Below are 15489 nucleotides of genomic sequence, written 5' to 3' on the forward strand. Positions count from 1 at the left end.
TCATGGCTGAGAGCGAAAGCGGTCAAGACAAAACAGAAGACCCCACGGAGAAACGCAAAAAGGATTCCCGTGAGAAGGGCGAGATCGCCCGTTCCAAAGAGCTCAATACTCTGGCGATCATGGTCACCGGTACCTGCGCGCTGCTGATTTTCGGCGGCATGCTCGCGCAAGAGTTGATGGACCTGATGCGGATCAACTTCACGCTGACGCGCGAAGAGATCATGGATCAGACCTACATGGGCAAGTTCCTGATGCACTCCGGACTGATCGCGCTGGTGGCGATTCAACCGATCATGATCGCCCTGGTGCTGGCAGCGATCATCGGCCCGATTGCCCTCGGCGGCTGGTTGTTCGCGGCGGGTTCCCTGGCCCCGAAATTCAGCCGGATGAACCCCGGTGCCGGCATCAAGCGCATGTTCTCGATGAAGTCGGTAATCGAGCTGCTCAAGGCCCTGGCCAAGTTTCTGATTATTCTCGCGGTGGCGCTGGTGGTGTTGTCGAACGATGTCGACGACCTGCTGCGTATCGCCCATGAGCCGCTGGACCGGGCGATCATCCACAGCTTGCAACTGGTTGGCTGGAGTTCGTTGTGGATGGCTTGCGGCTTGGCGATCATTGCCGCGGTGGATGTCCCGGTGCAGATCTGGGAGAGCATCAAAAAGCTCAAGATGACCAAGCAGGAAGTGCGCGACGAGCACAAGGATCAGGACGGCAAGCCCGAGGTCAAGCAACGCATTCGTCAGCTGCAACGCGAGATGTCGCAGCGACGCATGATGGCGGCGATTCCGGATGCCGACGTGGTCATCACCAACCCGACCCACTACGCCGTCGCGCTCAAGTACGACTCGGAGAAGGGCGGGGCGCCGCTGCTGCTGGCCAAGGGCAGTGATTTCCTCGCGTTGAAAATCCGCGAAATCGCCGTGGCCAACAACGTCATGCTCCTCGAATCGCCGGCCCTCGCACGTTCGATCTACTACTCCACCGAACTCGACGAAGAAATCCCTGGTGGGCTGTATTTGGCGGTCGCTCAGGTACTGGCCTACGTCTACCAGATTCGCCAGCACCGCGCAGGCAAGGGCAAACGCCCGGATCCGCTCAAGGACGACCTGCCGATCCCGCCGGATTTACGCCGCGATTCCTGACTCTACTCTGGTGAAACAAAAAACCGCCGTCCCGATTGAACGGGGCGGCGGTTTTTTTATGCCTGCAGATATGTGTTGGCTTTGAAACCGCCATCGCGGGCAAGCGCGCTCCCACAGGTTTCACGTCGTTTGGGAAATATGTGCACACCACGAATCACTGTGGGAGCGGGCTTGCCCGCGATGACGTCAGCAGCCACAACACTTCATTCAAGGCTTGTCACAGGGGCCTACTACTGCGGCAACTCCAGGTTAGCCAGCACCCGATTCACTGCCAGCTCCCCGAGCATGATCAGTTGCGTGACACCCAACAGCGTCCTGCGCTGCGACGCTGGCAAGAGGTAGGCGAAGTCGTTGGCGATGGTTCTGGCCGAGGCGAGTGTTTCGCAGGCATCCACCAGCAGCTCCTCGTTTTTGCAGTCGGCGGTAACGGCGTACATCCCGCGGGCCTTGCGTGGAGGTGGAGGGGAGCCGGGCGGGCAGAGGTAATGATCGAGGGCGCGGTCGGCGGCTTCGTTGAGTTTTCTTGATTCGAGGGATTCGTAGGGCGAGGTGGGGTCGATTTCGGGTGGGTTTGGTGTTGGTTTGATCATGGTGAAGCTCCTTTGAGGTGGAGCCGCCAAATCCTGTCGCTAAACAGGAAGGGTGGCGGCTGTACGCAGGTTAGCGAACCGGTCAAAGGTACCCGGTAGACCACAAGGGTCTCCCGCATACAGCCACCATAACGAAATTGCGGATATACAGATCCGCAACGAAGCCTGGAACGCTGATGCACCTTTAACCTGAGTCGAGTCGCTAAACCCGATCGCTGATTCGTCAGCGACCGACCCACAATAGAACCCGACCCCAAAGCGCACAAGCCGGCCGATTCTGGCGTACGTGTAGGCAAAGGCGCAAGGACGCGTGGCTTTGCGGACACGGCTTTAAACACTATTCAACGGTTTCGTCGAATTGGGCTTAAACAAAAAAAATCGCGCTCCCGGTTGAAGAGGGTGGGGGGGGCACAGGGCGGACGCCGGTAAATAAATTAGGCCCCTTTTCCCAGCACGCGTGTCGCTTGTTATACGTCAAACTCAGCCAGGTAGAAGGCACCAGCCATGCGCCTGGGAGTTATTGCCCGTAAAACAGGAGATGGTCCATGCGTTCGGATTATTGGTAACAACCGAAAGGTACTGTCCGGCACCACACCCATCATTACGGCAGAGCCAGCCGCCTGCGCTGGATACAAGTGGCTTGTATTTGACTTTCAGCACATCGATAGCTGCATTTGAAACGGGCGATCCACCGATTGAGTTCATCCAGTTAATGGCCGCGCTGATGCTGTAGGTATGTGTAGGCGTCATGACAAGGCGCGCAACATTTCGCACTGTGACGGGGAACGAAATTTCACGCTGGGTGCTGTTTTCTCGCACCGTAATAGTCGCACTGGCGTTTTTGATGCCACTAACCAGTCCGTTGCTATCGACTTTCGCTACATCTGCAGCACTTGAGAAATAGGAATAGCAGCCATCTCCAGAGGTTGGTACCCGTGTTTGCGTCGTTCCGGGGGCAGGGGTTCCGGTCAGGGCGAGAAAGTCCGCATTGATGTTCAGGCCATTAAGCTCCATTAGGGTCGTGTCTATGGTGAATGGATGCAAGGCCTTCACGGTATAACTCCGGCGGGGAAAGGAAACTGCTTTGACTTTATCGAGAGACTCGTCAAGGTTGACGGCCCACTCGATGATCAATTCAGTCTCATTCTTGAGTCCCTTCAGCCATTCAACCGGCGCTTCCTGTGACAACCCGTCCGCCGATCCATTGGGTTCTCCCGACCGAACATCCTTACTGATCGGAATCCCACTCTTGTCAAAGCCTTTACAGGTTATCCAAATGAGTTGTCCTGCCTTCTGCAGTGGCCACCTATTCGCGAGAATCTGCGCTCCTGCGTCTAGCTTGTGAACGTCCAGTGCCTCGCCTGTATCTCCCGCAATGTTCAGTGGCGGGAATCGTGGATCATCCCCGGCAATCGGGTTGATTTTTAACACCAAGTCCTTCGATTCGCCGACCGGTTTGCCTTGTCTAATCAATTCCCAGCGCAGCGTGGTGCTAGCTCCGCGCCGTGACACTAAAAACGCTGGATTGAGTTTGAAGTTAGCGCGCTTATTTTGGTTGAACGCAATTGGTAGAAAGGGTTTCGCATGAGGAGGCGGATCAACTTCTAGCAGTCGAGCCTGGTCATTAGGTAGTGCCGAAAGGTGCTCGATGCGCACAGTGACACCCTCTTCGTAAGCCAATACGTCGATCGGACTGGTCGCCGGTGCCACCAGTGTCGGTGGCTGCAGATTAACCGGAGCACTCCCCGTCACCGTTGCGGTCGCCGGTTTGGAATTGCCCACCAGGTCGCCGTTCGGCTTGTTCAGTTGGTAAGTCACGATGACGTTGCTAGCCGCAAAAATCTGGTTGTTGGGCACTTCAAGGATGCAGGGTTTTTTCTGCCCGAACGGGTCCGCTTCGACTTTGCCGCTGACAGTCACCACCGCATCAGCGGGTTGCCCCGTATTTTTCGCCGTGTAAGTCGCGATGACTTCGTAGCCAACGACAAAGCGCGAATCTGTCGTCGGTATAACCAGCAGCAATGGCCCGCCCGCGAGTTTCTCCAGATCGATTTCCCCGGCGTTGTCGCCGGGATAATCCGCGATCTGCTCCAGCAGGATCGGCATCGGCAGGCGCTTGCCATCCAGGTCTTCCTCCGCTGTTTGCACTGGCGACCACGGTTCTTCGGGGTCCGGGCCGTTGCCAAGCTGATCTGTGACGCTGCCGGAGAAATGCAGTTTGTTATCCAGTCGTTTCGCGCTGTCGAGAAAAGCGCGAGTGACGGTGAAACAAATGGTGATTGGGTGTTCGGAGCCGGGATTCGGCGGTTGCGGCGCCTGATTCGGATTCACCATGGGCTCCGGCTTCAGTAGCTCGCCGTTGCACTTCAGGCTGATCAGGTCATAAGCCCTGCAATAGGGATAGGCTATGCACACCTGGGCGCTGACGAAATCCGCGTTTACGCCGTTTTTGATCTCGTCGGGCAGCAGGAGGTCGAGTTCAGAGTGGCCACCCGGCTCGGTCATGCGATCCTTCAGGCCGGGGCGGAAGAAGTTGTAAAGCACGGTGAGTATCAGGGAAGTGCCAATATTGTTACTGCCACGCCTGATGGTATAGAACAGCTCGTTGACTCTATCCGAATGCAGCCGACGTTTGGGGATGCGCAAGATGGTTTTGGCGTTTGGATCTTTGATGGTTTCGCTGTCCAGTACCGCTGGATCGCCTTCAAGCCGAAGCTCCATGACATCCCCGGGATCCATGTCGCCAGCTTTCGGCGGATCGACGATGACAACGGCGCCCTCGCCGTCGGCGACCAACTCATAGGCCGCCTTCGACAAGCCAACCATTGCTCCTACAACGGATTCAGTCTGGCCGTTGATCATTGGCCGGCTGAGCACAAGAACGGTGTTCCCCGGCGGATTTGAGGTAGTCATAGACGAAGCTCCTGAGCATACGGAAAGGCAGGAGCTATCAAAGCGCGTTGTGGGGAATTGCACACCTGACAGATCTGACAGGTAGCGACGAGTGGTCATTGGCGCAGAGTGCACTGGCCAGTGTAGGAGCTGCCGGAGGCTGCGATCTTTTGATTTTGTTTTTGAAAGATACACATCAAAAGATCGCAGCCTTCGGCAGCTCCTTGGGATTGCATTTGGTCCCCGATCTTCAGACCTGTGGTCAGCAGGCTAAGTCGGCAACTCCAGGTTAGCCAGCACCCGATTCACTGCCAGCTCCCCGAGCATGATCAGTTGCGTGACACCCAAGAGCGTCCTGCGCTGCGACGCCGGCAAGAGGTAGGCGAAGTCATTGGCGATGGTTCTGGCCGAGGCGAGTGTTTCGCAGGCATCCACCAGCAGCTCCTCGTTTTTGCAGTCGGCGGTAACGGCGTACATCCCGCGGGTCTTGCGTGGAGGTGGAGGGGAGCCGGGCGGGCAGAGGTAATGATCGAGGGCGCGGTCGGCGGCTTCGTTGAGCTTTTTTGACGCTAGGGATTCGTAGGGCAAGATGGGGTCGATTTCGGGTGGGTTGGGTGTTGGTTTGATCATGGTGAAGCTCCTGAGGTTATGGAGCCACCCTTTCCCTGTCGCTAAACAAGTGAAGGTGGCAGCTGTACGCAGGTTAGCGAACCGGTCACAGGCACCCCGGTAGACCCAAAGGTCTCCCGCATACAGCCGCCATAACGTAATTGCGGGCGAATAGTCCCACAACGAAGCCACGAACGCTGGTGCACTGAGATGGTCCGAGTCGCTAAACCCGATCGCTGATTCGTCAGCGACCGACCCACAATAGAACCCGACCCCAAAGCGCACAAGCCGGCCGATTCTGGCGTACGTGTAGGCAAAGGCGCAAGGACGCGTGGCCTTGCGGACATGGCTTTAAACACTATTCAACGGTGACGTCGAATCGAGCTTAAACAAAAAAACGCGCTCCCGATTGAGGAGGGCGCAGGGGGAGCCTGGTAAATAAATACGTCCGCTATCCCACGTCGGGTACCGTTCGTCTGATCAGCCTCTAAACCTGCAGGTTCTGACAGTAGACGCTTTGCGTCCCTCGGCGTTTGCTGAGCGTTGGGAATGACCCCGGCGTTGGAGGTATGGATTATGAGTGTGTTCGAGTACAAACAACTCAAAGGCATGAGGCTGCAATTTGTGTCGGGCGAATTGAAGGATTATCCAGACGAACCGGCCATTGGTTACGAGATGACGTTTCACGCATTTGTGGATTTTACTTACCTCAGGGAAGCGGCCAATGACTTGATCCCGGGATATTTCGACTCCGGAGTCAACAGCATCAGGGTTCCTATGACCGGGCTAGGGGTGTATGGGACATACGCCGATGTCACAGGATCAATCGATTCTGCTGCAGCGTTGTTCAACCTGATTACCAATCCCCTGCATTACAACGCAGGCTGGTTCGACTCATGGCCGTTTGAATTGCATGTCTCCAAACCTCAGTTCGGCCTGCTGCAAAATCCATTGGTCATCACTGCGCGCCGTAGATACAAATTCCCTCTGCTGGATGGCCAGTCCAAATCACCTCCAATCACAATCAAAGATCTCCCGACGATACTATTCGAATGGGCCCTCACTCTTTTAGAGGCTCATGATGACTCAGCGAAAAATGCGCCTTTCGAGCGCGGGACTTTGGGTTATATGGGGGAAGATCTGGTTCCAGTCGGCGATACGCGGATGCGTGAAGGCACCTTGTACATAAACCCCGTAGGCCTGCAATTTGGGGATATCACTCCACAACAGATCCTCGCGGCCGCGAAACCGTAAGCGCCTGCCAGGAAACTGTTCAAATCGTTCTATTCCTCGTTCCGGCAAAAGTTGGAAGGCTTCTTGCAGTAGCCGCCGTACGTCCGCTCTGGGCGTCAAAAGTTTGCTTTTAAGGAACGGGGAAAACCGGTGGATCGCTCTCAGTTAATCAACACTGCACGCACTAACGTTGCCGACCTCAGTCGAGGCAATCTGGGTGTGCCGTTGTTGCTGCTGGTCATGTTGGCAATGATGATGTTGCCGATACCGCCGTTCCTGCTCGACGTGTTTTTCACCTTCAACATTGCCTTGTCGATCGTCGTGTTGCTGGTCTGCGTCTACGCGCTGCGACCACTGGATTTTGCGGTGTTCCCGACCATCCTGCTGGTGGCGACGCTGATGCGGCTGGCGCTCAACGTGGCGTCGACGCGGGTCGTGATGCTCCACGGTCAGGACGGTCACGCCGCCGCCGGTAAGGTGATCCAGGCCTTTGGTGAGGTGGTGATCGGCGGTAACTACGTGGTCGGTATCGTGGTTTTCGCGATCTTGATGATCATCAACTTCGTCGTGGTGACCAAGGGTGCCGGGCGGATTTCCGAGGTGAGCGCGCGCTTCACCCTCGATGCGATGCCCGGCAAACAAATGGCGATCGACGCCGACCTCAACGCCGGTCTGATCGACCAGAACCAGGCCAAGGCGCGGCGTACTGAAGTCGCACAAGAGGCAGAGTTTTACGGTTCGATGGACGGTGCCAGCAAGTTCGTGCGCGGTGACGCCATCGCCGGTCTGCTGATTCTGTTCATCAACCTGATCGGCGGCATGGCCGTCGGTATCTTCCAGCACGACATGACCTTCGGTGATGCCGGTCGGGTTTACGCCTTGCTGACCATCGGTGACGGTTTGGTGGCGCAATTGCCATCACTGCTGTTGTCCACTGCCGCCGCGATCATGGTGACCCGTGCTTCCGGTTCGGAAGACATGGGCAAGCAGATCAATCGCCAGATGTTCGCCTCACCCAAAGCGCTGGCGGTGGCGGCCGGTCTGATGGCGGTCATGGGTCTGGTGCCGGGCATGCCGCACTTCTCGTTTCTCAGCATGGCCGCGCTGGCCGCTGGCGGCGCCTACCTGTTCTGGAAGAAGCAGAACGTGGCCAAAGTCGTCGCGCTGCAAGAGGTCAAGCGTCAGCAGGAACTGCTGCCATCGCCGGCCCGCGCCATGGAAACCAAAGAACTCGGCTGGGATGACGTGACCCCGATCGACATGATCGGCCTCGAAGTTGGCTATCGTTTGATCCCGTTGGTGGATCGCAATCAGGGCGGTCAGTTGCTGGCGCGGATCAAGGGCGTGCGCAAGAAGCTCTCGCAGGATCTGGGCTTCCTGATGCCGACTGTGCATATCCGTGACAACCTCGATCTGGCGCCGAGTGCCTATCGCCTCACCTTGATGGGCGTGATCCTCGCCGAAGCCGAGATCTACCCGGATCGCGAACTGGCGATCAACCCCGGTCAGGTCTACGGCAGCCTCAACGGCATAACCGCCAAAGATCCGGCTTTCGGCCTGGAGGCGGTGTGGATTGAAATCAGCCAGCGCGCACAGGCGCAATCGCTTGGCTACACCGTGGTGGACGCCAGTACGGTAGTGGCAACGCACTTGAACCAGATTCTGTACAAGCACTCCAGTGAACTGATTGGCCACGAAGAAGTGCAGCAACTCATGCAATTGCTGGCCAAAAGCTCGCCTAAACTGGCGGAAGAGCTGGTGCCGGGCGTGGTTTCGCTGTCGCAGTTGCTCAAGGTGCTGCAAGCGCTGCTGGCCGAACATGTGCCGGTGCGCGACATCCGCAGCATCGCCGAAGCCATCGCCAACAACGCCGCCAAGAGTCAAGATACCGCCGCGCTGGTGGCTGCCGTGCGGGTCGGCGTTTCGCGTGCCATCGTCCAAAGCATTGTAGGGACTGAGTCCGAGCTGCCAGTTATCACGCTGGAGCCAAGGTTGGAACAGATATTGCTCAATAGTCTGCAGAAGGCAGGACAAGGCTCGGAAGAGGGCGTTCTGCTGGAGCCGAGCATGGCCGAGAAGCTGCAGCGTTCGTTGATCGAAGCGGCGCAGCGTCAGGAAATGCAAGGTCAGCCGGTTATCCTGCTGGTAGCAGGCCCGGTGCGCGCGATGCTCTCGCGCTTTGGTCGCCTGGCAGTCCCTGGACTGCACGTGCTGGCCTACCAGGAAATACCGGACAACAAGCAAGTGACGATCGTTGCGACAGTAGGGCCCAACGGCTGAGGTAGTGGTACATGCAAGTTAAGCGTTTTTTCGCCGCCGATATGCGTCAGGCCATGAAGCTGGTTCGTGATGAGCTGGGCGCTGATGCCGCCATCATTGGCAACCGCCGCATTGCCGGCGGTGTCGAGCTGACGGCCGCGCTCGATTACAAATTGTCGGCGCTGGCTCCGCGTGTTCCGAACATGGAACTCGAAGATGAGCTGCGCAAGACCCAGTCGCGCATCGTCACCGCCCAGGCCGAGCTGAGCCTGCGTGGCGAAGCCGACGGCAACACCAATCAACAATTGTTTTCCGGACTGCCGTTGACCGCCGGCCTGCCGCTGACCGCTGCCGAGCCGTTGAGCGAGCCGACTTACGCCGCTCCGGCGCGTCCTGCTCCAGCACCTGCGCAAGCCTCCGGCGGTATCGACCCGCGTGCGCTGGATTCGATGCGTTTCGAACTGAACAGTCTGCGCGAGCTGATGGAAGTGCAACTCGGCACGCTGGCCTGGAATCAGCTGCAAGGCAGCCGTCCGGCGCAGGCCAATCTGTATCGTCGTCTGCAACGCATCGGCCTGTCCGGCCCGTTGTCGCGCGATCTGCTGGCGCTGACCACCGAAATTGAAGAACCCCGTCAGGCCTGGCGCATGTTGCTCGCGCACCTGGCGCGGATGATCGCCACCCCGGAAGTCGAGCCACTGGAAGAGGGCGGCGTGATTGCCATGGTCGGCCCCGCCGGCATGGGCAAGACCACCACCCTGGCCAAACTCGCCGCACGCTACGTGCTCAAGTACGGCGCGCAGAACATCGCGCTGGTGAGCATGGACAGTTTCCGCATCGGCGCGCAGGAGCAGCTCAAGACCTTAGGCCGCATCCTCAACGTCTCGGTGACTCACGTCGACCCGGGCCAATCGCTGGTGCAGGCGCTGGATCCACTGCTGCGCAAACGCGTGGTGCTGATCGATACTGCCGGCCTGCAAGCCAGCGATCCGGCACTGCGCATGCAGCTCGAAAGCCTGGCCGGGCGTGGCATCCGTTCAAAAAATTATCTGGTATTGGCAACCACCAGCCAGAAACAGGTTCTAACCGCCGCTTATCACAGTTACAAGCGTTGCGGGCTTGCTGGCTGCATCCTGACTAAACTGGATGAAACGGCCAGCCTTGGCGAAGTGTTGAGCCTGGCGATCAGTCATGAATTACCGGTCGCGTACCTGACCGACGGCCCACGGATTCCGGATGATTTGCATCTGCCGCGCCGTCATCAACTGGTCAGCCGCGCCGTCAGCGTGCAAATGCAGGAAGAACCCAGCGAAGAAGCCATGGCCGACATGTTCGCTGATATCTACCACAGTCCGACCAAGCAGGTTGGCTGAGGTAATGAACAGTTTTTGTACCTACATCGGTGGTCTGCCACGCATTGTTCCGGTTGTGAACGCGCAGCCAGTAATGTGGCCTCCGTCTATGCAAGACAAGGTAAAGAAATAACATGGGCAGCATGCATCCCGTACAGGTGATCGCGGTGACCGGCGGCAAAGGTGGCGTCGGCAAGACTAACGTTTCAGTGAACTTGTCCCTGGCGCTGGCAGAACTTGGCCGTCGGGTCATGCTGCTGGACGCTGACCTGGGGCTGGCGAACGTCGACGTTCTGCTGGGCCTCACGCCCAAACGCACGTTGGCCGACGTGATCGAAGGCCGCTGCGAGCTGCGCGACGTGTTGTTGCAAGGCCCCGGCGGGATTCGCATCGTGCCGGCCGCTTCCGGCACTCAGAGCATGGTGCACCTGAGCCCGGCGCAACATGCCGGTCTGATTCAGGCATTCAGCGACATCGGCGACAATCTCGACGTACTGGTGATCGACACCGCTGCGGGTATTGGTGACTCGGTAGTCAGTTTCGTACGCGCAGCGCAGGAAGTGTTGCTGGTGGTCTGCGACGAGCCGACTTCGATCACAGACGCCTACGCGCTGATCAAGTTGCTCAACCGCGATTACGGCATGAACCGCTTCCGCGTCCTCGCCAACATGGCGCAGAGCCCGCAGGAAGGGCGCAATCTGTTCGCCAAGTTGACCAAGGTCACGGATCGCTTTCTCGATGTCGCCCTACAATACGTCGGCGCCGTGCCTTACGACGAAAGTGTGCGTAAAGCGGTGCAGAAGCAGCGTGCGGTCTATGAAGCCTTCCCGCGTTCCAAGTGCGCGCTGGCGTTCAAGGCGATCGCACAGAAGGTCGACACCTGGCCGCTGCCTGCCAACCCGCGTGGGCATCTGGAATTTTTCGTCGAGCGCCTCGTGCAGCAAACGGCAGGGCCTGTTCTATGACAGCCAGCGGTATGAATTACTACAAGAAGTCGGCACGTGACGCGCAGTACGAGTTGATCGAGCGTTACGCGCCACTGGTCAAACGCATCGCCTACCACTTGCTGGCGCGACTGCCGGCCAGTGTGCAGGTCGAAGATCTGATTCAGGCCGGGATGATCGGCCTGCTGGAAGTCTCGACCAAATACGACGCCAGCAAAGGCGCCAGTTTCGAAACGTACGCGGGCATCCGGATCCGCGGCGCCATGCTCGATGAAGTGCGCAAAGGGGATTGGGCTCCACGCTCGGTTCACCGCAATACCCGTATGGTCAGCGACGCAATTCGCTCGATTGAAGCTAAAACCGGCCGTGACGCTAAAGATCACGAAGTTGCGGCCGAACTCCAATTGAGTCTCGACGATTATTACGGGATTTTGAACGATACCTTGGGCAGCCGCCTGTTCAGTTTCGACGACCTGCTACAGGACGGCGAACATGAAGGGCTGCACGAGGACGGCGCGAGTGCTCATCTTGAGCCGTCGCGCGATCTGGAAGATGAGCGCTTCCAGGCCGCGCTGGCGGACGCGATTGCCAATTTGCCGGAGCGTGAGCGACTGGTGTTGGCGCTGTACTACGACGAAGAGCTGAACCTCAAGGAGATCGGTGAAGTCCTTGGCGTCAGTGAATCGCGGGTCAGCCAGTTACACAGCCAGTGCGCGGCCCGTTTGCGGGGGCGTTTGGGGGAGTGGCGAGCGCGCTGAAGACAGTGTGGGGACACTGTAGAGGAGGCTGGTGCGGTGGTGAACGGCACCGGTCTTGCTCTGTTGTGCTCCAGACAGTCATCGAGTGCTTTGCCGGAATGATTGAAATGGCGCGTCCAGGTGCTGGGCGCGTTTAAGACTGCTTGGAGGTCGAATTGAACAAAGACATGAAAATCCTCATCGTTGATGACTTCTCAACGATGCGGCGGATCATCAAAAACCTGTTGCGTGACCTTGGGTTCACCAACACGGTCGAGGCTGACGATGGCATCACCGCCATTCCGGTTCTCAACAGCGGCAGCATCGACTTTCTGGTAACAGACTGGAACATGCCGGGCATGACCGGTATCGACCTGCTGCGCCACGTGCGCGCCGATGAAAAACTCAAGCACTTGCCAGTGCTGATGGTGACCGCTGAAGCCAAGCGCGAACAGATCATCGAAGCAGCCCAGGCCGGTGTTAACGGCTATGTGGTGAAACCCTTCACGGCCCAGGCGTTGAAAGACAAGATCGAGAAGATTTTCGAACGCATCGGTTGAGAAACTGCGCCACGGGGGAGCTATGGACAACAACGAATCTTCACAGGGCGATTTTGAATCGACCCTGAAAAAACACGCGGTCGAATTGGTCGAAAGCCTTGAAAAGGGCAAGTTCGGCGACGCTGTGCAACTGATCCATGAGCTCAATCAGACCCGTGACCGTGGCCTGTACCAGGAAGTTGGCAAGCTCACACGTGAACTGCACAGTGCGATCGTCAATTTCCAGATTGACCCGAACATGCCGCAGGCCGAGGAAGTGTCGCAAATCACCGACGCAACCGAGCGTCTGGGCTATGTGGTCAAGCTGACGGAAGCTGCGGCCAACCGCACCATGGATCTGGTGGAAAGCGCCACCCCGCTGGTCAATGGCCTGGCTGATGAAGCCCAGAGCCTGAGCGCCGATTGGGGCCGCTTCATGCGTCGCGAAGTCGGGGCTGAAGAGTTCCGCGAGCTGGCGCGTCGGGTTGACGGTTTTCTGGCACGCAGCGGCACGGACAACCGTGCGGTATCGAGCAACCTCAACGACATTCTGCTGGCTCAGGATTACCAGGACCTGACCGGTCAGGTGATCAAGCGCGTGACCCAACTGGTCACCGAAGTCGAAAGCAATCTGCTCAAACTCGTACTCATGGCCAGTCAGGTTGACCGCTTTGCGGGCATCGAACATGACCGTGCGGCGATGCTCGCTGAAAAAGATCCACAAAAACATCTCTCGCAGGGTGAAGGTCCGCAGATTCATGCCGATAAACGAGAAGACGTTGTGTCCGGTCAGGACGATGTGGACGATTTGTTATCCAGCCTCGGATTCTAGAGTTGTTGAATTTTAGGTTTTTTGGGTTTTTAGACCTGTAGGAGCACCCCATTAATGAGCTTCGGCGCCGATGAAGAGATCCTTCAGGATTTCCTGGTTGAGGCCGGCGAGATTCTTGAGCAGCTGTCAGAACAATTGGTCGAGCTGGAAAGCCGCCCGGATGATGCTGATCTGCTCAACGCAATTTTTCGCGGTTTTCACACTGTAAAAGGGGGCGCCGGCTTCCTTCAGCTCAATGAGCTGGTGGAGTGCTGTCACATCGCCGAAAACGTGTTCGACATCCTGCGCAAGGGTGAGCGTCGCGTTGATGCAGAGCTGATGGACGTTGTACTCGAAGCACTGGACGCGGTGAACGGCATGTTCACCGAAGTGCGCGAGCGCAGCCCGATTACTGCTGCAACACCGGAACTGCTGGCCGCCCTCGCGCGTTTGGCGGAACCGCAATCGGCTGACGCCGTAGCGGTTGAAGAAGTGGTGGAAGCGCCGGTCGCCGAGAGCGAATCGGGTGACATCACCGATAACGAATTTGAGCAGTTGCTGGACTCGCTGAACGCCGTCAAGGCCGAAGCTGAAGCCCCGGCACCTGTGGCTGCGCCTGCTGCAACTGCGGCGGCCAGCGATGAAATCACCGATGCCGAGTTCGAGTCGTTGCTCGATCAACTGCACGGCAAAGGCCAGTTCGCGGTGGACGCTGTAGCTCCTGCGGCGGCTGCCCCTGCGGCGCCTGCTGCACCGGCCAAAGGCGACAACTCGGACATCACCGACGACGAATTCGAAGCGTTGCTCGATCAGTTGCACGGCAAGGGCAACTTTGCCGTTGATGCGCTGGAATCGGCGATTGCCTCGGTGCCTGCGCAAGCAGCGCCGGCGGCAGCGGCTGCCGGCAGCGATCTGATCAGCGATCACGAGTTCGAATCGCTGCTCGACGAACTGCACGGCAAAGGCAAGTTCACTGAAGTCGGCACCGCGTCCGCTGGCAGCACGTCTGCCGTCGCCACGCCTGCCGCCAAGGCCCCGGCCGCTGCGCCGAAGCCTGTTGCGAAAGCGCCTGAGCCGAAAGCCGAAACGCCAAAACCGGCCGCCGCTGCTGCACCGGCTCCGGCCCGTGCTGCGGCTGCTGCACCGCCACCGGAAAAACCGGCGAGCGAAGCCGAGACCACCGTGCGGGTCGACACTGCACGCCTCGACGAAATCATGAACATGGTCGGCGAGTTGGTACTGGTGCGTAACCGTCTGGTGCGCCTGGGCCTGAACAGCGGCGACGAAGCCATGCAAAAGGCTGTGTCGAACCTCGACGTGGTCACGGCTGACTTGCAGACCGCGGTGATGAAAACGCGGATGCAGCCAATCAAGAAGGTCTTCGGGCGCTTCCCGCGTCTGGTTCGCGACCTGGCGCGTCAGCTGAAGAAAGAGATCATCCTGGAACTGGTCGGCGAAGAAACCGACCTCGACAAAAACCTTGTCGAGGCACTGGCCGACCCGCTGGTCCACTTGGTGCGCAACGCGGTCGACCACGGCATCGAGTCGCCGGAAGAACGCGAAGCTTCGGGCAAGTCCCGTGGCGGCAAGGTGATTCTGGCGGCCGAGCAGGAAGGCGATCACATCCTGCTGTCGATCTCCGATGACGGCAAAGGCATGGACCCGAACGTCCTGCGCGCCATCGCGGTAAAACGCGGCGTGATGGACAAGGATGCGGCGGATCGTCTGAGCGATACCGAGTGCTACAACCTGATCTTTGCTCCGGGCTTTTCGACCAAGACCGAGATCTCCGATGTGTCCGGCCGTGGTGTCGGCATGGACGTGGTGAAGACCAAGATTTCCCAGCTCAACGGTTCGATCAACATCTACTCGACCAAGGGCCAGGGTTCGAAGATCGTCATCAAGGTGCCGTTGACCCTGGCGATCATGCCGACCCTGATGGTCATGCTCGGCAATCAGGCGTTCGCGTTCCCGCTGGTCAACGTCAACGAAATCTTCCACCTCGATCTGTCGACCACCAACGTGGTGGACGGTCAGGAAGTGGTGATCGTGCGGGACAAGGCGCTGCCATTGTTCTACCTCAAGCGCTGGCTGGTCAGCTCCGCCGCTCACGAAGAGCAGCGTGAAGGCCATGTGGTGATCCTTTCGGTGGGCACTCAGCGCATCGGCTTCGTTGTCGATCAACTGGTCGGCCAGGAAGAAGTGGTCATCAAGCCATTGGGCAAAATGCTCCAGGGAACTCCGGGCATGTCCGGCGCCACCATCACGGGTGACGGCCGCATTGCACTGATTCTCGATGTTCCGAGCATGCTCAAGCGTTACGCCGCACGGCGTATTTGAATCCGGGGCGGCGGGGCGACGACGTCCCGCTGCACCTAATG

At 58.4% G+C, this 15489-nt stretch carries 12 protein-coding genes; 9 read left to right on the plus strand and 3 right to left on the minus strand.

Going from position 1 to position 15489, the window contains the following annotated elements; all coding sequences use genetic code 11:
• Nucleotides 1-2 precede the first annotated feature (2 nt).
• Nucleotides 3-1142: a flagellar biosynthesis protein FlhB gene (gene flhB, locus ACP7EE_RS15775; RefSeq protein WP_420647984.1), complete on the plus strand. Its 1140-nt coding sequence runs from the start codon at nt 3-5 to the stop codon at nt 1140-1142.
• Nucleotides 1143-1372: 230 nt separating this feature from the next.
• Here the strand turns inward: flhB and ACP7EE_RS15780 are convergent, their stop codons facing one another.
• The 3 genes from ACP7EE_RS15780 to ACP7EE_RS15790 all read right to left on the minus strand — a co-directional run bounded on the left by ACP7EE_RS15780 (nt 1373) and on the right by ACP7EE_RS15790 (nt 5254).
• On the minus strand, nt 1373-1732 hold the full coding sequence (locus ACP7EE_RS15780) for a DUF6124 family protein (RefSeq protein ID WP_426235127.1): 360 nt from the start codon (nt 1730-1732) through the stop codon (nt 1373-1375).
• Between the two features lie 480 nt (nt 1733-2212).
• The gene (locus ACP7EE_RS15785; protein WP_426235129.1) at nt 2213-4645 is read right to left on the minus strand and encodes an Ig-like domain-containing protein; all 2433 of its coding nucleotides are present in this window, start codon (nt 4643-4645) and stop codon (nt 2213-2215) included.
• Nucleotides 4646-4894: 249 nt separating this feature from the next.
• Nucleotides 4895-5254, minus strand: a complete 360-nt coding sequence (locus ACP7EE_RS15790; protein ID WP_426235131.1) for a DUF6124 family protein — start codon at nt 5252-5254, stop codon at nt 4895-4897.
• A 555-nt stretch (nt 5255-5809) separates the two neighbouring features.
• On the opposite strand from ACP7EE_RS15790, the gene ACP7EE_RS15795 reads away from it, so the two are divergent.
• The 8 genes from ACP7EE_RS15795 (at nt 5810) to ACP7EE_RS15830 (ending at nt 15448) form a co-directional block, all read left to right on the plus strand.
• Nucleotides 5810-6487 carry a hypothetical protein gene (locus tag ACP7EE_RS15795; protein WP_426235133.1) on the plus strand — a complete coding sequence of 226 codons (678 nt, stop codon included), beginning with the start codon at nt 5810-5812 and terminating at the stop codon, nt 6485-6487.
• 129 nt (nt 6488-6616) lie between these two features.
• Nucleotides 6617-8746 (plus strand): flagellar biosynthesis protein FlhA, encoded by a 2130-nt coding sequence (gene flhA, locus ACP7EE_RS15800; protein WP_420647987.1) that lies wholly within the window; start codon nt 6617-6619, stop codon nt 8744-8746.
• A gap of 11 nt (nt 8747-8757) precedes the next feature.
• A complete protein-coding gene (gene flhF / locus ACP7EE_RS15805; RefSeq protein WP_420647988.1) occupies nt 8758-10098 on the plus strand; it encodes a flagellar biosynthesis protein FlhF in 1341 nt (446 codons plus the stop codon).
• Nucleotides 10099-10211: 113 nt separating this feature from the next.
• Nucleotides 10212-11042 carry a flagellar synthesis regulator FleN gene (fleN, locus tag ACP7EE_RS15810; RefSeq protein WP_003222917.1) on the plus strand — a complete coding sequence of 277 codons (831 nt, stop codon included), beginning with the start codon at nt 10212-10214 and terminating at the stop codon, nt 11040-11042.
• Nucleotides 11039-11779, plus strand: coding sequence for an RNA polymerase sigma factor FliA (gene fliA / locus ACP7EE_RS15815; protein WP_007920004.1), 741 nt, complete (start codon nt 11039-11041; stop codon nt 11777-11779). The genes fleN and fliA overlap by 4 nt, the downstream gene beginning before the upstream one ends.
• A 167-nt stretch (nt 11780-11946) precedes the next feature.
• The gene (locus ACP7EE_RS15820; RefSeq protein WP_008072643.1) at nt 11947-12318 is read left to right on the plus strand and encodes a chemotaxis response regulator CheY; all 372 of its coding nucleotides are present in this window, start codon (nt 11947-11949) and stop codon (nt 12316-12318) included.
• A gap of 22 nt (nt 12319-12340) precedes the next feature.
• Nucleotides 12341-13129, plus strand: a complete 789-nt coding sequence (locus tag ACP7EE_RS15825; protein ID WP_420647989.1) for a protein phosphatase CheZ — start codon at nt 12341-12343, stop codon at nt 13127-13129.
• A gap of 54 nt (nt 13130-13183) precedes the next feature.
• Nucleotides 13184-15448 (plus strand): chemotaxis protein CheA, encoded by a 2265-nt coding sequence (locus ACP7EE_RS15830; protein WP_426235136.1) that lies wholly within the window; start codon nt 13184-13186, stop codon nt 15446-15448.
• Nucleotides 15449-15489 lie beyond the last annotated feature (41 nt).

This window comes from Pseudomonas sp. TWP3-2 (assembly GCF_049897765.1).
Taxonomy (GTDB): domain Bacteria; phylum Pseudomonadota; class Gammaproteobacteria; order Pseudomonadales; family Pseudomonadaceae; genus Aquipseudomonas.